This is a genomic window from Mumia flava, assembly GCF_002797495.1.
Classification (GTDB): Bacteria; Actinomycetota; Actinomycetes; order Propionibacteriales; family Nocardioidaceae; genus Mumia; species Mumia flava.
Window position 1 is genome coordinate 514,555 of the sequence record NZ_PGEZ01000001.1, and the last position, 20,591, is coordinate 535,145.

20 protein-coding genes are annotated in these 20,591 nt (G+C 70.8%); 4 read left to right on the forward strand and 16 right to left on the reverse strand.

What is annotated here, in order from left to right; translation table 11 throughout:
• Window positions 1–2: 2 nt before the first annotated feature.
• The 6 genes from CLV56_RS02410 to CLV56_RS02435 form a co-directional block, all read right to left on the reverse strand.
• On the reverse strand, window positions 3–1,775 hold the full coding sequence (locus tag CLV56_RS02410; RefSeq protein ID WP_039348844.1) for a proline--tRNA ligase: 1,773 nt from the start codon (window positions 1,773–1,775) through the stop codon (window positions 3–5).
• 67 nt (window positions 1,776–1,842) lie between these two features.
• On the reverse strand, window positions 1,843–2,241 hold the full coding sequence (locus CLV56_RS02415) for a DoxX family protein (protein WP_039348841.1): 399 nt from the start codon (window positions 2,239–2,241) through the stop codon (window positions 1,843–1,845).
• Window positions 2,241–2,825, reverse strand: a complete 585-nt coding sequence (locus tag CLV56_RS02420; RefSeq protein ID WP_039348838.1) for a hypothetical protein — start codon at window positions 2,823–2,825, stop codon at window positions 2,241–2,243. The genes CLV56_RS02415 and CLV56_RS02420 overlap by 1 nt, the downstream gene beginning before the upstream one ends.
• Before the next feature lie 67 nt (window positions 2,826–2,892).
• Window positions 2,893–3,423, reverse strand: coding sequence for a hypothetical protein (locus tag CLV56_RS02425; RefSeq protein WP_039348834.1), 531 nt, complete (start codon window positions 3,421–3,423; stop codon window positions 2,893–2,895).
• Between the two features lie 48 nt (window positions 3,424–3,471).
• Window positions 3,472–4,002, reverse strand: coding sequence for a hypothetical protein (locus CLV56_RS02430; RefSeq protein WP_039348833.1), 531 nt, complete (start codon window positions 4,000–4,002; stop codon window positions 3,472–3,474).
• 123 nt (window positions 4,003–4,125) lie between these two features.
• Window positions 4,126–4,968, reverse strand: a complete 843-nt coding sequence (locus CLV56_RS02435; RefSeq protein WP_039348830.1) for a GNAT family N-acetyltransferase — start codon at window positions 4,966–4,968, stop codon at window positions 4,126–4,128.
• A 53-nt stretch (window positions 4,969–5,021) separates the two neighbouring features.
• Here CLV56_RS02435 and CLV56_RS02440 point away from each other — a divergent pair, with 53 nt between their 5' ends.
• Window positions 5,022–5,534 carry a DinB family protein gene (locus tag CLV56_RS02440; protein ID WP_039348827.1) on the forward strand — a complete coding sequence of 171 codons (513 nt, stop codon included), beginning with the start codon at window positions 5,022–5,024 and terminating at the stop codon, window positions 5,532–5,534.
• A gap of 26 nt (window positions 5,535–5,560) precedes the next feature.
• Here the strand turns inward: CLV56_RS02440 and ispG are convergent, their stop codons facing one another.
• The 5 genes from ispG to CLV56_RS02465 all read right to left on the reverse strand — a co-directional run bounded on the left by ispG (window position 5,561) and on the right by CLV56_RS02465 (window position 11,092).
• On the reverse strand, window positions 5,561–6,709 hold the full coding sequence (gene ispG, locus CLV56_RS02445; RefSeq protein WP_039348824.1) for a flavodoxin-dependent (E)-4-hydroxy-3-methylbut-2-enyl-diphosphate synthase: 1,149 nt from the start codon (window positions 6,707–6,709) through the stop codon (window positions 5,561–5,563).
• A 38-nt stretch (window positions 6,710–6,747) separates the two neighbouring features.
• Window positions 6,748–8,049: a M50 family metallopeptidase gene (locus CLV56_RS02450; protein ID WP_039348821.1), complete on the reverse strand. Its 1,302-nt coding sequence runs from the start codon at window positions 8,047–8,049 to the stop codon at window positions 6,748–6,750.
• On the reverse strand, window positions 8,046–9,266 hold the full coding sequence (dxr, locus tag CLV56_RS02455) for a 1-deoxy-D-xylulose-5-phosphate reductoisomerase (protein ID WP_039348818.1): 1,221 nt from the start codon (window positions 9,264–9,266) through the stop codon (window positions 8,046–8,048). The genes CLV56_RS02450 and dxr overlap by 4 nt, the downstream gene beginning before the upstream one ends.
• 102 nt (window positions 9,267–9,368) lie before the next feature.
• Entirely contained in the window at window positions 9,369–10,163 is a 795-nt protein-coding gene (locus CLV56_RS02460; protein WP_039348815.1) for an ABC transporter permease subunit, read from the reverse strand.
• Entirely contained in the window at window positions 10,160–11,092 is a 933-nt protein-coding gene (locus tag CLV56_RS02465; RefSeq protein WP_039348811.1) for an ABC transporter ATP-binding protein, read from the reverse strand. Before CLV56_RS02465 ends, CLV56_RS02460 begins: the two co-directional genes overlap by 4 nt.
• 162 nt (window positions 11,093–11,254) lie before the next feature.
• Between CLV56_RS02465 and CLV56_RS02470 the strand changes: the two genes are divergently transcribed.
• On the forward strand, window positions 11,255–12,424 hold the full coding sequence (locus CLV56_RS02470; RefSeq protein ID WP_039348808.1) for a sensor histidine kinase: 1,170 nt from the start codon (window positions 11,255–11,257) through the stop codon (window positions 12,422–12,424).
• A complete protein-coding gene (locus tag CLV56_RS02475) occupies window positions 12,421–13,065 on the forward strand; it encodes a response regulator (protein ID WP_039349049.1) in 645 nt (214 codons plus the stop codon). Before CLV56_RS02470 ends, CLV56_RS02475 begins: the two co-directional genes overlap by 4 nt.
• A 211-nt stretch (window positions 13,066–13,276) precedes the next feature.
• On the opposite strand, the gene CLV56_RS02480 is transcribed toward CLV56_RS02475, so the two are convergent.
• On the reverse strand, window positions 13,277–14,719 hold the full coding sequence (locus CLV56_RS02480) for a gamma-aminobutyraldehyde dehydrogenase (RefSeq protein WP_211287958.1): 1,443 nt from the start codon (window positions 14,717–14,719) through the stop codon (window positions 13,277–13,279).
• A gap of 169 nt (window positions 14,720–14,888) precedes the next feature.
• Here CLV56_RS02480 and CLV56_RS02485 point away from each other — a divergent pair, with 169 nt between their 5' ends.
• A complete protein-coding gene (locus tag CLV56_RS02485) occupies window positions 14,889–16,265 on the forward strand; it encodes an aspartate aminotransferase family protein (protein WP_039348801.1) in 1,377 nt (458 codons plus the stop codon).
• 105 nt (window positions 16,266–16,370) lie between these two features.
• Here the strand turns inward: CLV56_RS02485 and CLV56_RS02490 are convergent, their stop codons facing one another.
• Genes CLV56_RS02490 through CLV56_RS02505 form a run of 4 tightly spaced genes read right to left on the reverse strand, consistent with a single transcriptional unit; the run spans window position 16,371 to window position 20,416 of the window.
• Window positions 16,371–17,195, reverse strand: a complete 825-nt coding sequence (locus tag CLV56_RS02490; RefSeq protein WP_039348798.1) for an ABC transporter permease — start codon at window positions 17,193–17,195, stop codon at window positions 16,371–16,373.
• The gene (locus tag CLV56_RS02495; protein WP_039348795.1) at window positions 17,192–18,100 is read right to left on the reverse strand and encodes an ABC transporter permease; all 909 of its coding nucleotides are present in this window, start codon (window positions 18,098–18,100) and stop codon (window positions 17,192–17,194) included. Before CLV56_RS02495 ends, CLV56_RS02490 begins: the two co-directional genes overlap by 4 nt.
• Window positions 18,097–19,266, reverse strand: a complete 1,170-nt coding sequence (locus CLV56_RS02500) for an ABC transporter ATP-binding protein (protein ID WP_100414341.1) — start codon at window positions 19,264–19,266, stop codon at window positions 18,097–18,099. The genes CLV56_RS02495 and CLV56_RS02500 overlap by 4 nt, the downstream gene beginning before the upstream one ends.
• Complete coding sequence (locus CLV56_RS02505) at window positions 19,250–20,416, reverse strand: polyamine ABC transporter substrate-binding protein (RefSeq protein ID WP_039348792.1); 1,167 nt, start codon at window positions 20,414–20,416, stop codon at window positions 19,250–19,252. The genes CLV56_RS02500 and CLV56_RS02505 overlap by 17 nt, the downstream gene beginning before the upstream one ends.
• Window positions 20,417–20,591 lie beyond the last annotated feature (175 nt).

Sequence of the window (20,591 nt, forward strand, 5' to 3'; positions counted from 1 at the left end):
GGTCAGCCCCGGGCCGTGCGGACCTTCACGGTCGCGACCGCGTCGTCGAGCGCGATGTTCTCGCGGGTCCCGCTGCGCCGGTCCTTGACCTCGACCACGCCCTCGGCGAGACCGCGCCCGACCACGACGATCGTCGGGACCCCGATCAGCTCGGCGTCCTTGAACTTCACGCCGGGCGAGACCTTCGGGCGGTCGTCGTACAGCACCTCGAGCCCGGCCGCCGCCAGGTCGTCGGCGAGGCTCGCCGCGGCGTCGAAGATCGCCGGGTCCTTACCCGTCGCGACGAGGTGGACGTCGAACGGCGCCACCTCGGCCGGCCAGACGATCCCGGCCTCGTCGTGGGAGTTCTCGACGATCGCGGCGACCGCGCGGGACACGCCCACGCCGTACGAGCCCATCGTCACGGTGACGAGCTTGCCGTTCTCGTCGAGCACCTCCAGCCCGAGCGCGTCGGCGTACTTGCGGCCGAGCTGGAAGATGTGGCCCATCTCGATGCCCCGGGCCAGCTCGAGCGGGCCCGAGCCGTCGGGCGCCGGGTCGCCGGCGCGCACCTCGGCCGCCTCGATCGTGCCGTCCGCGGTGAAGTCGCGGCCGAAGACGAGGTCGAAGACGTGCTTGCCGGGCTCGTTGGCGCCGGTGATCCACGCGGTCCCGGCGGCGATGCGCGGGTCGACGAGGTAGCGGATGCCGGACTCCGAGTCCTCCCCCAGCACCTGCGGGCCGATGTAGCCGCGCACGAGCGCGGGGTGACTCGCGAAGTCGCCGTCCTCGAACGCCTCGATCTCGCCGGGAGCCAGCTGCGCCTCGAGCCGCTTGAGGTCGACCTCGCGGTCACCGGGCAGGCCGACGACGAGGATCTCGCGCGACCCGTCGGGCTGGCGGACCCACATCACGACGTTCTTCAGCGTGTCGTGGGCGCCCCACGGCCGGTCGTCGCGGGCGAACCGCTCGTTGGCGGCCGCGACCAGCGTCTCGATCGTGGGGGTGTCCGGGGTGTCCTCGACGTGCGCGGCGGGCAGCGCGGCGATCGCGTCGTCGCTCAGGGGCGCCGGCGCCACGGTCGTGACGGCCTCGACGTTGGCGGCGTACCCGCCGGGCGAGCGGACGTACGTGTCCTCGCCGTTGTCCGCGGTCGCGAGGAACTCCTCGCTGGCCGAGCCGCCCATCGCACCCGAGACCGCCTGCACGATCACGTAGTCGAGCCCGAGCCGGTCGAAGATCCGGATGTACGCCTCGCGGTGCGCCTCGTACGCGCGCTTCAGGCCGTCGTCGTCGACGTCGAAGGAGTAGGAGTCCTTCATCACGAACTCGCGCCCACGCAGCAGGCCCGCACGCGGCCGCGCCTCGTCGCGGTACTTCGTCTGGATCTGGTAGATCGACAGCGGCAGGTCCTTGTACGAGGAGTACAGGTCCTTGACCAGGAGCGTGAACATCTCCTCGTGCGTCGGACCGAGGAGCATGTCGGCGCCCTTGCGGTCGGCCAGCCGGAAGATGTTGTCGCCGTACTCCTCCCACCGACCGCTCGCCTCGTACGGCTCCTTCGGGAGCAGCGCGGGGAACGACACCTCCTGGCTGCCGATCCGCTCCATCTCCTCGCGGACGATCGTCTCGATCCGTCGGAGCACCCGCAGACCGAGCGGCAGCCACGAGTAGATCCCCGGCCCGGCGCGACGGACGTAGCCGGCGCGCACGAGCAGGCGGTGCGACGGCACCTCCGCGTCCGCCGGGTCCTCACGCAGGGTGCGCACGAAGAATCGGGACATGCGGGTGACCACGGTTGCTCCTGGAGGTCGTACGGGGCCGCGAGCCGCGGCAGGGCAGCGCCCAGCCTAGCGCCCGGTCTCAGCCGGACCGGGCGGCCTTCCACGCCGTGCGCACCAGCGGCCACTGCAGCGGCAGCCGGGCGATCGTCGCGGCGCGGTAGCCGGTGGAGGCGCGCGGGCTGCGCAGCGCGGTGACGGTCATCTGCACGTTCGCCGGGAAGACCGCGACCATCAGCGCCGCCGTCGCGTACCCGGCCGCGCGGCGGGTCCGTGGCGCGACCAGTCCGGCGGCGCAGGCCAGCTCGGCGACACCGCTCGCGTGCACGAGGGCACGCCGCGCCGGCAGGGCGCGCGGCACGATCGACTCGAACGGCTTCGGTGCCACGAAGTGCGCCACGCCCGCGACCGCGAGCAGGCCGGCCAGAGCGGTGACGTCGCGGGGCGGGCGACCCGACGGGCGTACGGAGGAGCCCGGCATCAGCGGTACCGGACGGCCGGGCTGAGCTTCGGCCGGACGCGCTCGAGGCTCTGCTGGGGGAAGACGTCGATGTCGGCGTCGGGCCCGCTCAGCACCAGGTCGTCCTCGTCGCTGTCGAACGAGAAGGCGTCGCGCGTGATCGTGTACGCGGCGGCGCGGATGCGGCCGGGCTTGCCCGGCAGGCATCGCTGCGGGATCCGGATCGCGAATCCGCGGTCGGTGAAGCGGACTCGGTCGCCCTTGCAGCGGATCGGCTCGCCCGTCCGTTCGTTCAGGAGCTCGCCGCGTGACCACCCGAAGCCCGCGAGGTGGAAGCGGGACACCGCGACGCGCGTGCGAGGCTTGCGCAGCCGCTTGACCGTGACCGCGGCAGCGGCGGTCCCCGAGCGACGGAACTGCGGGATGACCACCTTGACGCGGATCGCGCCCTTGGCGTTCTTGACCTTCACACGCGTGATGTCGATCGCCTCGTCGGCGTCGCCGCGGCGGTCCTCGAACCGCTTGGTCTGGGCCGACGCGGGCGAGGCGACGGCGGTGATCGCGAGTCCTGCGGCGGCCAGGACGAGGGAGATCCGACGGATCATGGAGGCTCCTGGGGTTCGGAGTCGGGGGCGTCCGCACGAAGCGGACGAACGGACGAGGATGTGGGGGCTAGCGGTAGGCGACCCAACGGCCGTATCGGTCGTTGGAGTCGAAGTCAGGCGGGGTCAGGCTCGACGACCAGATCGCGTTCCGGACGGCGGTCGTGGGCTCGACGTGCACTGCGGCACCGCGTTTGCGGAGGCACCGCTGCGGAACTCGGATGACGTAGCCGTTGCTGCGGAACCGCACCCGGTCACCGGCACAGCGCACGCGCTTGCCGGTCTCGTTGTTGAGCATGCGCGGCTTCGTCCAGCGCTCGTCCGACGCCCGACGGGTCCGCCCCACGTACAGGAACGACGCACGGCCATCCACCGCGATCGAAGCGCCGACGGTACCGGCCTTCGCACGCCGGAACCGTGGGATGGTCACCCGCACCCGGAGGTAGTTCTTGCTGTTGGCGACCTTCACCTTCGTGAAGTCGATCGACCTGACCGCATCGCCGCGCTCGTCGCGGACGGTGCGCTTCGCCGCGGAGGCGGGTGACGCGAGGGACAGAGCGAGGGCGACGGCGCAGGCCAGGACACAGATCCGGCGGATCATGGGGGCTCCTCGGGGTCGGAGTCGTGATGGATACGGCGGAGGTCCGGGTCAGCGGTACCGGACCCAGCGACCGCGGCGGTCGGGGACGTCGTACGGGTACGGCTCGGCGTCGAAGTCGGTCTCGACGTCGAAGTCCCGGGCGAAGGTCGTCGGAAGGGCGACCACCTTCTTCCGGTTGTCGTCGATGCAGCGCTGCGGGATGCGCGCCACGAACCCGTTGCTGCGGAATCGCACCCTGTCCCCCCGGCAGCGGATCGGCTTCGCCGCCTCATCGACCAGCCGAGGCTTCGTCCAGGCGTTCCGCCGGTGCTCCCGACTCAGCTGGTAGAAGGGGAGCCCCTTCGCCTTCCGACTCACCGTCACGCTCACGAAGCCGGCCTTCGAGCGCCGGAAGCGCGGGATCACGACACGGACACGCACGGCCTTCTTGCCGTTCGTGACCTTCACCTTCGTGAAGTCGACCGCTGCCACGGCGTCACCGCGCGGATCGGGCACGGAGCGCGTGCCGGCCGAGGCGGGCGAGGCGAGAGCGACGGCAGCGCCGACGGCGGCGAGCAGGACACAGATCCGGCGGACCATGAGGGAACTCCTCAGCGGGGGAACGGATCTGCCACTCTAGGTGACACGGTCGGTCGGCGATCGAGGACCGCCCGGGTGTGACCGAACCGTGACCGCGTCCCGGAGTCCGGGCGGCGAGCTCCGCTACATCAGCACCGAGGCGAACGTCGAGGTCTGCACGAACCCCGCCCGCGCGTACGCCGCCCGCGCCGCGACGTTGTAGTCGTTCACGTACAGCGTCACCACGGGCGCGACCTCCCGCCGCGCCAGCTCCACCACGCCGGCCATCCCGCGCGCCGCGAGGCCCCGGCCCCGGTGCTCGGGCGCGACCCAGACCCCTTGGACCTGGCATCCGCGCGCGGTCGCCGACCCGACCTCGGCCTTGAACAGCACCTCGCCGTCCTCGATGATCGCGTACGACCAGCCACGCGTGACGAGCTGCGTCACCCGCGCACGGTAGCTGTGCCGACCCGGCAGCTCGGGACTCTCGCCGACCTCCTCGGTGAACATCGCCACGCACGCCGGGTACAGGACGTCGACCTCGTCCAGCAGCACCGGCCGTACGCGGGGGTCCGGCGCGATCCGCGGCGGACCGGCGATCTGGAGGAACGGCTGGTTCAGGCGCAGCGAACGGGCCGGACCCCAGTGCGGCTCCAGCCGCTCCCACAGGGCACCGACCTCCGTCGCTGGGCCGACGATCGACGACGACAACCGACCCGTGCGGCGCGCCCGGCGCGTGAAGGCGTCGATCGCGTCCGGGGTCGCTTCGACCGGCACGAAGTTCGCGGCGACGTGGCACGCCGAGACGAGCTCGCCACCGTCGAAGTAGCCCCAGATCTCGCCGCCCAGCCAGCGCGGCTGCATCCGCGTGGTCGCGAGCCGGTGGTCGACGAAGAGGTTGACCAGCGGGTCACGGTCCACCAGGCGCTGGACGGCGGACAGGTCGTGCTCACCGAGCACCCGGACCCCGGTCGTCGTGCCGAGCATCCGACCACCTCCCCGCTGACCGTTCGCGCAGGTGAAAGCCTACAGTGAAGCGCATGGCCGCAGATCCGATCGGTGAACCTGCCCGCTCCGTGACCGACCCGCTGGCCCTGCTCCGTGACCAGCTGGACCACTACCGTGACGCGCTCGAGCGCAAGCTGGACGGGATGAGCCTCGAGGACCTGACGTCCAGCCGGGTGCCGTCGGGCTGGACGCCCCTGGGGCTGCTGGTCCACCTGACGTACGTGGAGCGGCGCTGGCTGGTCTGGGGGTTCCTCGGGGAGCCGGTGGTCGACCCGTGGGGCGACTCCGACCCGGCCGACGACGGCTGGGCCGTCGGGCCCGGGACGTACGAGGAGCTGCTCGCGGCGTTCCGCGAGCAGGTCGCGACGTCACGGTCGATCGTCGCCGAGGCGGACCTCCTGGACGTGGCCGCGACCGGGGGCCGGTTCGAGTCCGACCCGCCGAACCTCGCGTGGATCCTCGTGCACCTGCTCCAGGAGTACGCGCGCCACCTCGGCCACCTCGACATCGTCCGCGAGCTGGTCGACGGCACGACCGGCGAGTAGCGGCGAGCGGGACCGGCGCGCCCGTCTCAGGAGACGGTGACCTCCGCGCCGCCGCCGTCGACGGGCTCCATGTCCTCGGCGATCCGCATCGCCTCCTCGATCAGGGTCTCGACGATCTTCGCCTCCGGGACGGTCTTGATCACCTCGCCCTTGACGAAGATCTGGCCCTTCCCGTTGCCGGACGCGACGCCGAGATCGGCCTCCCGCGCCTCCCCCGGGCCGTTCACGACGCAGCCCATCACCGCGACCCGCAGCGGCACCTCCATGCCCTCGAGCCCGGCGGTGACCTCCTCGGCGAGCTTGTAGACGTCCACCTGGGCGCGCCCGCACGACGGGCACGACACGATCTCGAGCTTGCGTGGACGGAGGTTGAGCGACTGGAGGATCTGGATCCCGACCTTGACCTCCTCGACCGGCGGGGCGGACAGCGAGACCCGGATCGTGTCGCCGATCCCCTGGCTCAGCAGCGCGCCGAACGCGGTCGCGGACTTGATCGTGCCCTGGAACGCCGGACCCGCCTCGGTCACGCCGAGGTGCAGCGGCCAGTCGCCGCGCTCCGCGAGCAGCTCGTACGCCTTGACCATCACGACCGGGTCGTTGTGCTTCACCGAGATCTTGAAGTCGTGGAAGTCGTGCTCCTCGAACAGCGAGGCCTCCCACACCGCGGACTCGACCAACGCCTCCGGCGTCGGCTTGCCGTACTTCTCCAGCAGCCGCTTGTCCAGCGAGCCGGCGTTGACGCCGATCCGGATCGACGTGCCGTGGTCCTTCGCCTCCTGCGCGATCTGCTTGACCTGGTCGTCGAACCTGCGGATGTTGCCCGGGTTCACGCGGACCGCGGCGCACCCGGCCTCGATCGCCGCGTAGACGTACTTCGGCTGGAAGTGGATGTCGGCGATCACCGGGATCTGCGACTTGCGCGCGATGTCGGGCAGCGCCTCCGCGTCGTCCTGGCTCGGGCACGCCACCCGCACGATGTCGCAGCCGGCCGCCGTCAGCTCGGCGATCTGCTGCAGGGTGGAGTTGACGTCGACGGTCGGGGTCGTCGTCATCGACTGGACCGAGATCGGGGCGTCGCCGCCCACCTCGACCGCGCCGACCTTGATCTTGCGGCTGCGGCGACGCGGGGCGAGGGTCGGCGGCGGTGCCGCCGGCATTCCCAGGTTGACGTCCATGCGGGTGCGGCTCTCCTCGAGTTCGGTCGGGCGTGCGGTCAGGTCAGGCGTACGGGATTGATGATGTCGGCCAGGATCAGGATGACACCCATCACCAGGAGCAGCGCACCCACGCCGTACGCGACCGGGAGCATCCGCCCGACGTCGACGGGGCCCGGCAGCGGCCGCCGGCGCAGCCGGGCGATCGCGTTGCGCAGACCCTCCCACAGCGCGCCGGCGATGTGGCCCCCGTCCAGCGGGAGCAACGGGATGAAGTTGAACAGCGCGACGAAGAGGTTCACGGCGGCGAGCAGCGTCGCGATCCGGTAGACGCGGTCGGTCCAGGTCGTCCCCTCGATCGTCACCATCTCACCGGCGACCCGGCTTGCGCCGACCGGGCTCATCGGGGTGTCGTCGGCGCGCTCGGCGCCGAAGATCGACTGCGTGACCTCGACCATCTTCTGCGGCAGCGACGCGATCGCCTCGACGGTGCCGACGGTCATGTCACCCATCGTGGTCACGACGTAGCCGAGGTCCTGCCGCTCGTAGCCGGCCGTCGGCGCGACACCGAGGAAGCCGACCTCCTCGGTCACGGCCGGATCGTCGCCCACCGGTCGCGGCTGCACCGAGGTGTTGACGGTGGTCTCGTACGTCTCGCCGTCGCGGACGTAGCCGATCGTGGCGGCGGAGTCGCCGTTGGATCGGATCGCGGTCTGCATCTGCGACCAGTCGTCGATCGGCTCGCCGTTGAACGACACGATCTCGTCGCCAGCCTCCAGACCGGACTCCTTCGCCGGGGCGACCGGGTCGGTCGAGGTGCAGGTCCGCGGCGCCTCGGCGGCCGGGATCACGCAGTCCGAGACCGAGGAGATCGTCGTCGTGAGCGTCTGCGCGCCGATCGACAGGAAGATCGCCGCGAACAGCGCGAACGCGATCGCGAGATTGACGACCGGTCCCCCGGCCATCACGATCGCCTTCTTCCACCACGGCAGCTTGTAGAACAGCCGCGGCTCGTCGTCGGGCGTGACGTGCTCGTACTCGGCCGTGCGCGCGTCGGAGACCAGCTGGGTGAACAGGCCGGTGTTGGAGGTCCGGACCTGGCTCGGGTCGTCGCCGCGGTGCGGCGGGAGCATACCGACGATCTTCACGAAGCCGCCGAGCGGGATCGCCTTCAGGCCGTACTCCGTCTCGCCGCGCCGTCTCGACCAGACCGTGCGCCCGAAGCCGACGAAGTACTGGGTCACCTTCGCGCCGAAGGCCTTGGCCGGCACCATGTGCCCGACCTCGTGCAGGGCGATCGAGACGGCCAGGCCGACCAGGAAGACGACGACGCCGAGCGCGTAGAGCAACGGCTCGCTCATCGACCAGCCTCCTCGATCAGGGCCCGGGCACGTTCACGGGCGGTGCGGTCGGCGGCGAGCACGTCGTCGACGGTCAGGCCGCCCGTGATCGAGCGTACGCCCGGGTCGGTGACGTGCTCCTCGAGCACCTGCCCGACGGTGTCGACGATCCCGAGGAACCCGAGAGTGCCGTCGAGGAACGCGGCGACGCACTCCTCGTTGGCGGCGTTGTAGACCGCGGGCGCGGTCCGGCCGAAGTCGCCGGCGCGCCGAGCCAGCCGTACGGCGGGGAACGCGTCGTCGTCCAGCGGGGCGAAGTCCCAGGTCGACGCCGTCGTCCAGTCGCACCCGGGCCCGGCGTCCGGGACCCGGTCGGGCCAGCCCATCCCGAGCGCGATCGGGATCAGCATCGACGGCGGGGACGCCTGGGCGATCGTGGACCCGTCGACGAACTCGACCATCGAGTGGATCACCTGCTGCGGGTGCACCACCGCGTCGACCCGCTCCATCGGCACCCCGAACAGCAGGTGGGCCTCGATCACCTCGAGGCCCTTGTTGACCAGGGTCGCGGAGTTCACCGTGATGACCGGGCCCATCGCGAAGTTCGGGTGGTCCAGAGCCTGCTCGACCGTCACGTCGGCGAGCGCCGCGCGGTCGCGCCCGCGGAACGGGCCCCCGCTCGCGGTGAGCACGAGCCTGCGGACCTCGTCGGTACGTCCGCCGCGCAGCGCCTGCGCGATCGCGGAGTGCTCGGAGTCGACGGGCACGATCTGCCCGGGCTCCGCGAGCGCCGTGACGACGGGGCCGCCGATGATCAGCGACTCCTTGTTGGCGAGCGCCAGGGTCGTCCCGGCCCTGAGGGCCGCGATCGTCGGTCCCAGCCCGACCGCACCCGTGATGCCGTTGAGGACGACGTCGCAGCGCACCGCCGCCAGCTCGGTCGCGGCGTCCGGACCGGCGAGGAGCCGCGGAACCCGGTGGTCGCCCTCGGCGTACCCGCGGCGCTGCGCCTCCGCGTACAGCGCGAGCTGCACGTCCTGGGCGGCACCGGCGCGGGCCACGGCCACGACCGCGACACCGTGCTCGATCGCCTGCGCCGCGAGCAGCGCCGGATCGGAGCCGGCGGCCGAGAGGCCCACCACGCGGAAGCGGTCGGGGTTGGCGGCGACGATCCGGAGCGCTTGGGTCCCGATCGATCCGGTCGACCCGAGGACGACGACGTCGCGGCGTTCGTGCATGAGGTCAGTCTCTCAGGGCCCTCCGGACACGACGAAGGCCCGGGCGGTCCCCCGACACGCCCGGACCTCGCCGGTCCTGCCACCCGGCCGGAGCCGGGTGCGCTACTTCACCTCGCTGCGCATCACGCGCATCGCGCCGAACACGAACGGGACGACCAGCCAGATCGTGCCGGACGTCGCGAGCTGGCCGATCTTCTCGCCGGTCCAACCGCCGTCGAAGAGCGGCTGCTGGGCGGTGTTGAAGTCGATCCACGGCTGGAGGTCGCCGAACCAGCTGATGAACACCGTCGCCACCCCGAAGATCGTCGGCAGCACGAACGCCCACGCGAAGTACGTGACGATCGCGGCCGGCGAGCTCAGGAGAAGGGCGCCGAACGTGATGCCCATCAGCAGCCCGAGCGCCTGGAGCGCGAAGAACCCGAGCAGCTCGAGCGGGTTGACGTTCCAGGCGGTGTCGACCGCCATCCCGGCCAGGACCATCCCGATGGCGGCAGCGAGCGCGGCCACGACGACCGCGAGAGCGGCGACGATCAGACCGACGACGACCTTCGCCGCCAGGACACGGCCCCGGTGCGGCACCAGGGTGAAGGTGACGAGCGCCGTGCGCTGCGACCACTCGCTGGTCACGGAGAGCACGCCGAGCACAGGGAGGAGAACCCCCATCGGCAGACTCATCGCGATCAGGAAGTCCTTGAAGCCGACCGCCACGTCGTTCGCCACGATCACCCACAGCATGATCACCATGACGACGACGCTGATCACACCGACCGCCCCGAGCAGCCATCGTCCCGCGCGGGTGTCGGCGAGCTTGCGCAGCTCGACGCCCACGATGCGGCTGAACGGGATCGTGGGACGGTCGAGGTCGATCCCCACCGCGGGGGTGCTGGTCGCGGTCATGCCTGGACTCCCTTCGGAGCGTTCTGGACGCCGTGGACGAGGTCGTCGCGCTGGTCGTCGGACGTGAGCTGGAGGAACAGGTCCTCGAGACCGGCCCGGTCGCCCGGCCGGAGCTCGACCAGGGCGATCCCGGCCGCCGCCGCGGCCTTGCCGACGTCCGCCGGCTCGGCGTCGGTGTGGAACCCGTCGGTGGTCGCCGGGGTGACGTGGATGCCGGAGCTGGCGAGCGCGCTGGCCAGCAGGTCGGGCTCGAGGGCCCGGACGAACGTCCCGGCGCCGGCCAGCAGGTCGTCCTTGGTGCCCTGCGCGACGATGCGGCCGCGTCCGATCACGATCAGCTCGTCGGCGATCACCTCGATCTCGTGCAGGAGGTGCGACGACAACAGGACGGTGCCGCCGCGGTCGGCGTACATCCTCAGGAGCTGACGCATCCAGTGGATGCCGGCCGGGTCGAGGCCGTTCGCCGGCTCGTCGAGGATCAGCACCTGCGGGTCGGACAGCAGCGACTGCGCCACGCCGAGACGCTGCCGCATGCCGAGCGAGTAGTTGCCGACCCGGCGGCGTGCCTCCTTCGGCGAGAGACCGACGACCGCGAGCATCTCGTCGACCCGGGAGTCCGGCAGGCCCATCGTCTTCGCGGCGATCGTCAGCACCTCGCGGCCCGTGCGGCCCGAATGCTGGGCCGACGCGTCGAGCAGCACGCCGACCTGGGTGCCTGGGTTGGGGATCGCGCGGTACGCGTGCCCGCCGATCGTCGCGCGGCCGGACGTCGCCGGCGTGAGCCCGGTCAGCATCCGCAGGGTCGTCGACTTGCCCGCGCCGTTCGGCCCGAGGAACCCGGTCACCGACCCGGGCTTGCAGGTGAAGCTGATGTCATCGACGGCGAGGGTGTCGCCATACCTCTTCGTGAGGTTCTGGACTTCGATCATGCCTCCACCCTGGACCCCACGAGGGTCAGCGCACATCGGGCGATGGGCTGGACGTCGGGTGGCCGAAGGTCGTAGACCCCGCGGCCGACACCGGCCCTTCGGCGCCGCGGATCAGCCCGAAGGAGGTGGGTCAGGGTCAGCGGCCCACCCTAGGCTGACGCCGTGGACTCGCCCGTCACGCCCGCTGCCTACCAACCGCCCCTGCGCTGGTGGAACAGCGGGTGGCGCTACGCCCTCGCCGCGATGACCAGCGGGGTCGCCTGGCTGTCGCTGGCTCCGTGGCAGTGGCGGAACAGCCCGCTGTGGGCCGTCGCCGACCTGGTCGCGGGACTCGCCTGCTTCGCGCTCCTGCCCCTGCGGCGGCGCTACCCGGTCACCGTGGCGCTGATCTGCTCGTTCGCCGTCGCGTTCTCCGCGCTGGCCGCCGGGCCCCACCTGCTGGCGATGGCGTCGCTGGCCACCCGCCGCCGCTGGCCGGAGATCGTCTCCGTCTCCGCGGTCGCGGTCGTCTCCGTCATCGTGTTCACGTTGGTCGACCCGTCGCTCACCGAGGATCGGGGCTTCGTCTCCGTCCTGAGTGTCCTCGTCGTCGTGGTCGTCGTCGCGATCGGGCTGTACGTCGGGTCGCGCCGTGAGCTGCTGTACACGCTGCGCGAGCGCGCCCGTACGGCCGAGGAGCAGCAGGCCGAGCGGGTGGCGCAGGCCCGGGTCGCGGAACGGACCCGGCTCGCCCGCGAGATGCACGACGTGCTGGCCCACCGGATCTCGCTCGTCGCCATGCACGCCGGCGCGCTCGCCTACCGCGAGGACCTGCCGCCCGAGCAGGTGCGCGAGGCCAGCGGCGTGATCCGCGACAACGCCCACCTCGCGCTCACCGAGCTGCGGGAGGTCCTCGGCATCCTGCGCGACGACACCCCGTCCGAAGCGCCCGAGCCTCCGCAGCCCTCGTGGGACGACCTCCCCGACCTGATCGACGGCGCCCGGTCGGCCGGGATGCGGGTCCTGTTCGACGACGAGATCACCGCTCAGCGACCCCCGGAGCGGGCCGGGCGGACCGCGTACCGCGTCGTGCAGGAGGCGCTGACGAACGCGCACAAGCACGCGCCCGGCACCACCGTACGGATCGCGCTGAACGGCAGTCCCGACGACGGCGTGGTCGTCGAGGCGCGCAACCCGTTGCGGGTCGGGACGCCACGCCCGCCTGCGCTGCCGGAGTCCGGGCTCGGTCTGGCCGGGATGAGCGAGCGCGCACAGCTCGCCGGCGGGAGGCTGTCGTACCGGATCGTCGAGCACGAGTTCGTCCTCGTGCTGGCGCTACCGTGGCCGACATGATCCGCATCGCGCTGGTCGACGACGACCCGCTGGTCCGTGCCGGGCTCCGGCTGATCCTGGGCGGCGCCGACGACCTCGAGGTGATCGCGGAGGCCGCCGACGGTGACGAGGTCGCGAGCGCGGTGGGCACGGACGTCGACGTCGTCCTCATGGACATCCGGATGCCCCGCGTCGACGGCCTCGAGGCCACCGCCGCGCTGCTGCGGCGCACCGAGCCGCCGCAGGTGATCGTGCTGACGACCTTCGACGCCGACGACGACGTGCTGCGCGCCCTGCGCGCAGGCGCGAGCGGCTTCCTGCTGAAGGACACACCCCCCGACGCGCTCGTCGAAGCGGTCCGCAAGGTCGCCGCCGGCGAGCCGATGCTGTCCCCGAGCGTGACCGAGCAGCTGATCCGGCGGGTCACCGCGCAGGAGCAGGTGGTGCCGCCGAGCCGTACGGACCTGGTGGCAGCCCTGTCCGAACGCGAGCGGGAGGTCGCGGTCGCCGTCGGACAGGGCCTCTCGAACGCCGAGATCGCCGCCGAGCTGCACATGAGCCTGGCGACCGTGAAGGCCCACCTGACCCGCGTGTTCGGCAAGCTCGACGCGACGAACCGCGTCCAGGTCGCCCTGCTCGTCCACGACGCCGGCCTGGTCTGACTCTCCCCGTTCGTCGAGGCCGAGCGGAGCGAGGATCGAGACGGGGGGTCTCGATCGCTCGCTCCGCTCGCGCCTCGACCAGCGGCAAGGGCAGGCTCGCGCCTCGACCAGCGGCAAGGGCGGGCTCGCGCCTCGACCAGCCGCAAGGGCGGGCTCGCGCCTCGACCAGCCGCAAGGGCGGGCTCGCGCCTCGACCAGCGGCAAGGGCGGGTCAGGCCTCGATGTTCGTCATCACGTGCTTGATGCGCGTGTAGTCCTCGAGCCCGTACATCGACAGGTCCTTGCCGTAGCCCGAGTGCTTGAACCCGCCGTGCGGCATCTCGGCGACGAGCGGGATGTGGGTGTTGATCCACACGCAGCCGAAGTCGAGCCGCTTGGCCATCCGCATCGCGCGGCCGTGGTCCTTGGTCCACACGCTCGACGCGAGGCCGTACTGGACGCCGTTGGCCCACGCCACCGCCTCGTCCTCGTCGGTGAACGGCTGGACCGTGATGACCGGGCCGAAGATCTCGTTCTGGATCGCCTCGTCGGTCTGCTTCAGATCGGCGAGCACGGTGGGCTCGAAGAAGTAGCCGTTCGCGAGGTCCCCGCCCGGGCGGTTGCCGCCGGCCGCGACCTTCGCGTGCGACGGGAGCCGGTCGACGAAGCCGCCGACGCGCTCGAGCTGATCGGCGTTGTTCAGCGCGCCGTACAGCGCGTCCTCGTCGTTCGGCAGCCCGGTCCTCGTGCCCTTGGCGACCTCGGCGATCGCGTCCACGAAGTCGCCGTAGACCTTCGGCGAGGCGAGCACGCGGGTGGCGGCGGTGCAGTCCTGCCCGGCGTTGAAGTAGCCGGCCTCGGCGATCGCGGCGGCCGCGGCCTCGATGTCGGCGTCGTCGAACACCACGACCGGGGCCTTGCCTCCGAGCTCGAGGTGGACACGCTTGACGTCGTCGGAGGCGGAGCGCGCGACCTCCATGCCCGCGCGGACCGAGCCGGTGATCGCGGCCATCTGCGGGGTCGGGTGGCTGACCAGCAGCCGACCGGTGTCGCGGTCGCCGCACACGACGTTGAGCACGCCCGGCGGCAGGATGTCCGCGGCGATCTCGGCGAGCAGCGCCGTCGAGGCGGGGGTGGTGTCGCTGGGCTTGAGCACGATCGTGTTGCCGGCCGCGAGCGCGGGGCCGATCTTCCACATCGCCATCAGCAGCGGGTAGTTCCACGGGGTCACCTGCGCGACGACGCCGATCGGCTCGCGACGGATCATCGAGGTGTGGCCCGCCATGTACTCGCCGGCCGCACGTCCCTCGAGCACCCGTGCCGCGCCGGCGAAGAAGGTGAGCGCGTCGTCGGCCATCGGCATCTCCTCGCTGACCGTGAGGCCACGGGGCTTGCCGGTGTCCTTGACCTCGACGTCGACGATCTCGTCGAGCCGGTCGGCGATCGCAGCGTTGAGCTTGAGCAGGGCCGCCTGGCGCTCGCGGGGCGTGGTGTCGCGCCATCCGCCGTCGAAGGCGGCCTGGGCCGCCTGCATGGCCGCGTCGACCTCGGCCTCGCGCGACAGCGGCGCGGTCGCGTACGCCTGGCCGGTCGTCGGGTCCAGGACCTCGTACGTGGCCCCGTCGGCCGCGGTCTGCTTCTCGCCGTTGACGACGTTGGCGATGCTCTCGGTCATCGTGATCCTGCCTTCCTCTGGGATGGTGCTCCCAATCTGTCACAGCACCACGGCGTCGGCAATGGATTGGTCGTGTCAACTCGCCGTGCTCAACGGAATCCGTAGTTGATGACGTCTCAAGCAACTGGATCGGTTGCATCTGGAAGGTCGGTAGGTGATACTCGACAGCATGAGCCAACACGCCGACCCGGCGCACCTCCAGCGCGCCGCCAAGGACCACCTCTGGATGCACTTCACCCGGCACTCCAGCTACGACAACGCCGACGTGCCGATCATCGTCTCCGGCGACGGCGCGTACGTGACCGACGTGAACGGCAAGCGCTACCTCGACGGCCTGGCCGGCCTGTTCGTGGTGCAGGCCGGGCACGGTCGTGAGGAGCTCGCGGAGGCCGCCGCCAAGCAGGCCCGCGACCTCGCGTTCTTCCCGCTCTGGTCGTACGCCCACCCGGGCGCGATCGAGCTCGCCGAGCGGGTCGCGAACTACGCGCCGGGCGACCTCAACCGGGTGTTCTTCACCACCGGCGGCGGCGAAGCCGTCGAGTCGGCCTGGAAGCTCGCGAAGCAGTACTTCAAGCTGCAGGGCAAGCCGACCAAGCACAAGGTCATCTCGCGCTCGATCGCCTACCACGGCACGCCGCAGGGCGCCCTGTCGATCACCGGCATCCCGGAGATGAAGGCGCCGTTCGAGCCGCTGGTGCCGAGCACCTTCCGCGTCCCGAACACCAACATCTACCGCGCTCCCGAGCACGGCGAGGATCCCGAGGCCTTCGGCCGCTGGGCTGCCGACCGGATCGCCGAGGCGATCGAGTTCGAGGGCCCCGACACGGTCGCCGCGGTCTTCCTGGAGCCGGTCCAGAACGCCGGCGGCTGCTTCCCGCCGCCGCCCGGGTACTTCCAGCGGGTCCGCGAGATCTGCGACGAGTACGACGTGCTGCTCGTCTCCGACGAGGTGATCTGCGCGTTCGGGCGACTCGGTGAGATGTTCGGCGCGACGCGGTACAGCTACCAGCCCGACATCATCACCTGCGCGAAGGGCCTGACCTCGGGCTACTCGCCGCTCGGCGCGATGATCGCCAGCGACCGCCTGATGGAGCCGTTCCTCAAGGGCCACGAGTCGTTCCTGCACGGCTACACCTTCGGCGGCCACCCGGTCTCGACCGCGGTCGCGATGGCGAACCTCGACATCTTCGAGCGCGAGGGCCTGAACGAGAACGTCCGCGCCAACGAGGACACGTTCCGCTCCACGCTCGAGAAGCTGCTCGACCTCGACATCGTCGGCGACGTGCGCGGTGACGGCTACTTCTACGGGATCGAGCTCGTCAAGGACAAGGCCACCAAGGAGACGTTCGACGAGGACGAGTCCGAGCGGCTGCTGCGCGGCTTCCTCTCGAAGGCGCTGTTCGACGCGGGCCTCTACTGCCGCGCCGACGACCGTGGCGACCCGGTCATCCAGCTCGCTCCGCCGCTGATCTGCGACTCCGAGCACTTCGACGAGATGGAGCGCATCCTGCGCGACGTGATCAGCGAGGGCCAGAACCTGATCTGATCCGCCCCGCGGACCGCACGAACCAGCGGGCCGGAGACCGACAACGGCGTCGGGCTCCGGCCCGCTTCTCGTACGCGGTCAGGAGGGTCACGCCGTACGGCGCGGTCAGCGGGTGACGGCTCCCCCGCGCTCGCGCCGACGCGCCACCTCGCCGGCGAGCACGATCGCGACCGCGATCACGAACATCGCCGTGCCGACCACGTTGACCTGCATCGGCACGCCGCGCTGGGCCGAACCCCACACGAACATCGGGAACGTGACGGTCTGGCCGGCGTTCAGGTTCGTGATGATGAAGTCGTCGAACGACAGCGAGAAGCTGAGCAGGGCCGCGCCGAGGATGCCGGGGAAGACCAGCGGGAACGTGACCCGCCAGAACGTCTGGCTCTCGTTCGCGTACAGGTCCATCGCGGCCTGCTCGAGATGGGAGTCCAGGCCCGCCAGACGCGCCCGTACGGTGATGATCACGAACGACAGGCAGAACGTCACGTGCGCGATCAGGATCGTCCAGAAGCCCAGCTGACCGCCGAGGCCCGCCGACACGAACAGCGCGAGCATCGAGGAGCCGAGCACGATCTCCGGCGCCGCCATCGGCAGCACGATGAACGTGTTCGCGATCCGGCGGCCCGCGAACTCGTGCCGGACCAGGGCGAAGGCCGCCAGCGTGCCGAGCACCGTCGCGATCAGCGTGGCGAGCAGGCCGATCTCGATGCTGCGCGCCACCGCCGAGCACATCCCCTGCGGCGCGCAGGGGTTGAGCCAGTTGTCGAGCGTGAACGAGTCGAACCGGTACACGTTGCGCGACGCCGGGTCGTTGAAGCTCATCAGCACGATCACGGCGATCGGCACGAACATGTAGATCAGCACGAGCAGGCCACCGGCCAGCACGAGGTGCTCGCCGATCCAGCGGCCCGTGCGCTGCAGCGGACTCATACGAGGTCCTCCGTCCCGGCCTTGCGGATGGAGACCACGACCGCGACGGTGATGATGATCATGAGGATCATCGAGAGCGCACCGGCAGCGGCGTAGTCGCCCTGGTTCGTGAAGAGGTTCTGGATGACGTTGCCGACCATCCGCTGGTTCGGGCTGCCGAGCAGGTCCGCGTTGATGTAGTCGCCGGCGGCCGGGATGAAGGTGAGCAGCGTGCCCGCGACCACCCCCGGCAGGGACAACGGCCACGTGACCTTGAAGAAGGCCCGCCCCGGCGAGGCGTACAGGTCGTTCGCCGCCTCGATCAGCCGCGGGTCGATCTTGTCCAGGCTGGCGAACAGCGGTAGGACCATGAACGGCAGGAAGTTGTACGTCAGGCCGGCGATCACCGCGAACGGGGTCGCGAGGAGGCGCCCGTCGGCACCGAGGATCCCGATGGTCTGGAGGGTGTCGACGACGAAGCCCTCGTCGGCCAGGATCAGCTTCCACGACAGCGTCCGGACCAGGAAGCTCGCGAAGAACGGCGCGATCACGAGGACCAGCATCAGGTTCTTCCAGCGCCCGGCCTTGAACGCGATCGTGTATGCGAGCAGGTAGCCGAGAAGCAGGCACGCGACCGTGGCGATCGCGGCGTACCACAGCGAGCGGAGCAACGGGCCGTAGAACTTCTGCAGGACGTCCACGTAGTTGCCGACGTGCCACGTCATCTCGTACCCGGTCAGCGCCGAGCCCTCGGGGTCGAACAGGCTCATCGCCACGAGCGAGTAGAACGGGACGACGAAGAACAGCAGGAGCCACCCCGCGGCCGGCAGAGCGAGCCAGTAGCCGGTGAGACGACCCCGCTCCTTCGGCGGCGGCGCGGCCGGCGCGTCGGGCGGCGCGCCGGGCGGCGCGGTCGGCGCGCTCATGCGTCGGGCTCGTCGGTGCCGGCGCTCGCGTCCTGGCTGGCGTCGAGCAGGAACGCGTACTCCGGCCGCCACGACAGGTCGACCGGCGTCCCGACCGCGAGGATCGGGCGGCGACCGGTGTTCTGCTCGAAGACCATCATCTCCTGACCCCACGGCATCCGGACCAGGTACTGCGTCGAGACGCCGACGAAGCTCACGTCGCTGACCACCCCACCGGTGAACCGGTTGCCGGGCGCGTCGATCTCACCGCCGACCTCGGCGATCATCACCTTCTCGGGCCGTACGCCGACCCACCCGTCGGCACCGTCGGCGTGCGCACGGTCGCCCGGGATCGAGACGGTGGTGCCGTGCACGTTGACCCGGACCACGTCGCCGTCCGGCCCCAGGATCTCTCCGGCGAGCAGGTTGGACTGACCGAGGAAGTTCGCGACGAACGTCGAGCGGGGGTTGTCGTACAGTGCCGCCGGCGCACCCATCTGCTCGATCACGCCCCCGTTCATCACCGCGACCGTGTCCGCCATCGTCATGGCCTCCTCCTGGTCGTGCGTGACGTGCACGAAGGTGAGGCCGACCTCGGTCTGGATCCGCTTGAGCTCGATCTGCATGCCGCGGCGCAGCTTGAGGTCGAGCGCGCCGAGCGGCTCGTCGAGCAGGAGCACCTCGGGGCGGTTGATCAGCGCCCGCGCCAGCGCGACGCGCTGCTGCTGGCCGCCCGAGAGCTGGCCGGGCTTCTTCTTCGCCTGGCCGGTCAGCTCCACGAGGTCGAGCATGTCGCTGACCTGCTTGTCGGTGTCCTTGACCCCTCGGCGCCGAAGGCCGAACGCGACGTTCTCGGCGATGTCGAGGTGCGGGAACAGCGCGTAGCTCTGGAAGACGGTGTTGACCGGACGCTTGTACGGCTTGTCCGCGGTGATCTCGCGATCGCCGAGCAGGATCCGGCCCGAGGTCGGCGTCTCCAGCCCCGCGACCATCCGCAGGGTCGTGGTCTTGCCGCACCCGGACGGGCCGAGCAGGGCGAAGAACGATCCCTGCGGGACCACGAGGTCGAGGGAGCGCACCGCCGTGAAAGACGCGAACTCCTTCGTCACGGCCTCCAGGCGCAGGTCGCCGGAGCGGCCGGCGTCACCGTCGCGGCCGGTCGCGGGCACATCAGCCACCAGTGACATCGGCAAAGTCTCCTTCGTACTCACGCATCTGGAACTCCTCGAGCGCCATGAACGAGTTGGTCAGGGCGAGGGTCTCGTCGTCGGGGAAGATCAGCGGGTCGGACGCGAGATCGGGGTCGATCTTCTCCATCTCCTCCTGGGCACCCTGGACGGGGCAGATGTAGTTCACCCAGGCGGCGAGCTTGGCGGCCACATCGGGCCGGAAGTAGAAGTCGATCCACTTCTCGGCGTTCGCGAGGTGCTCGGCCTTGTTCGGCACGAGCATGTTGTCGGCCCAGATCATCAGGCCCTCCTCGGGGACCACGAACTCGATGTTCGGGTCACCGGCCGCGAGCACGTCGCCGGACCACGCCTCGCAGGCGGCGATGTTGCCGGCGGCGAGGTCCTGGACGTACTCGTTGCCGGTGAAGGCACGGACCTGGCGGGCGCTCTTGACCTCGCGGAGCCGCTCGATCGCGCTCTGCCACTGCGCGTCGGTGAAGTCCGCCGGGTCGGCGCCGTCCATCAGCAGGAAGAAGCCCATCGTGTCGCGCATCTCGGTCAGCAGCGTGATCCGGCCCTTGAGGTCGGGGCGGGTCACGAGCTCCGAGAACGAGCCGACCGGCTTGTCGACCAGCTTCTTGTTGTAGGCGATCCCGGTCAGGCCGGCCTGCCACGGCGCGGAGAACTCGCGCTCGGGGTCCCAGGCCAGGCCGCTCAGCGAGTCGATCAGGTTGGCGTGCAGGTTCGGGACGTTCGCGGCGGCGATCGGCTGGACCCAGCCCATCTGGATGCACCGGGCGGCCGCCCAGTCCGTCAGCACGAACATGTCGCGGTCGACCGGCTGGCAGGCGCCGAGCTGGTTGATCACCTTGGCGAAGAACTCGTTGTTGTCGTTGACGTCCGCGGTGTAGCGGACCGTGATCCCGGTCTCGGCCTCGAAGTCCTGCAGCGTCGAGACGTAGCCGTCCTCGGGCGGGTCGATGTACTCCGGCCAGTTCGACACGATCAGCCGACGATCGCTCTCGGAGAGGTCGGCTGTCGTGCACGTCGCCGGGTCCTGGCGGCGGTCCGGCGTCCCGAAGAGCGGGAGCACCGCGGCGCTCCCGAGCGCGAACGCACCGACCCCCGCACCCCGCAGCAGGGTCCGCCGGCTGATCTGTCGTGCCAAGGCTGAGGTCCTCGTTCCGTGCGTCCCGCAGCCTGACGCCGCGAAGTGGTGCCCGGAATCGTCACACGGAGACGCGTGTCACCACAAGCGATTCCGCACAGGATTTACATCATTGCAACTGAATCACTGCCGAGTTCCGGTTGATTTGGGTGATTCCTGAACGCGACGAATCTGC

Coding starts and splice junctions, on each gene's coding strand:
- CLV56_RS02450 (WP_039348821.1), bottom strand. CDS start 8,049: ATGAGCGAGCCGTTGCTCTACGCGCTCGGCGTCGTCGTCTTCCTGGTC.
- CLV56_RS02480 (WP_211287958.1), bottom strand. CDS start 14,719: ATGACCGAGAGCATCGCCAACGTCGTCAACGGCGAGAAGCAGACCGCG.
- dxr (WP_039348818.1), bottom strand. CDS start 9,266: ATGCACGAACGCCGCGACGTCGTCGTCCTCGGGTCGACCGGATCGATC.
- CLV56_RS02485 (WP_039348801.1), top strand. CDS start 14,889: ATGAGCCAACACGCCGACCCGGCGCACCTCCAGCGCGCCGCCAAGGAC.
- ispG (WP_039348824.1), bottom strand. CDS start 6,709: ATGGACGTCAACCTGGGAATGCCGGCGGCACCGCCGCCGACCCTCGCC.
- CLV56_RS02430 (WP_039348833.1), bottom strand. CDS start 4,002: ATGGTCCGCCGGATCTGTGTCCTGCTCGCCGCCGTCGGCGCTGCCGTC.
- CLV56_RS02420 (WP_039348838.1), bottom strand. CDS start 2,825: ATGATCCGTCGGATCTCCCTCGTCCTGGCCGCCGCAGGACTCGCGATC.
- CLV56_RS02460 (WP_039348815.1), bottom strand. CDS start 10,163: ATGACCGCGACCAGCACCCCCGCGGTGGGGATCGACCTCGACCGTCCC.
- CLV56_RS02495 (WP_039348795.1), bottom strand. CDS start 18,100: ATGAGCGCGCCGACCGCGCCGCCCGGCGCGCCGCCCGACGCGCCGGCC.
- CLV56_RS02475 (WP_039349049.1), top strand. CDS start 12,421: ATGATCCGCATCGCGCTGGTCGACGACGACCCGCTGGTCCGTGCCGGG.
- CLV56_RS02490 (WP_039348798.1), bottom strand. CDS start 17,195: ATGAGTCCGCTGCAGCGCACGGGCCGCTGGATCGGCGAGCACCTCGTG.
- CLV56_RS02500 (WP_100414341.1), bottom strand. CDS start 19,266: ATGTCACTGGTGGCTGATGTGCCCGCGACCGGCCGCGACGGTGACGCC.
- CLV56_RS02440 (WP_039348827.1), top strand. CDS start 5,022: ATGGCCGCAGATCCGATCGGTGAACCTGCCCGCTCCGTGACCGACCCG.
- CLV56_RS02435 (WP_039348830.1), bottom strand. CDS start 4,968: ATGCTCGGCACGACGACCGGGGTCCGGGTGCTCGGTGAGCACGACCTG.
- CLV56_RS02415 (WP_039348841.1), bottom strand. CDS start 2,241: ATGCCGGGCTCCTCCGTACGCCCGTCGGGTCGCCCGCCCCGCGACGTC.
- CLV56_RS02465 (WP_039348811.1), bottom strand. CDS start 11,092: ATGATCGAAGTCCAGAACCTCACGAAGAGGTATGGCGACACCCTCGCC.
- CLV56_RS02425 (WP_039348834.1), bottom strand. CDS start 3,423: ATGATCCGCCGGATCTGTGTCCTGGCCTGCGCCGTCGCCCTCGCTCTG.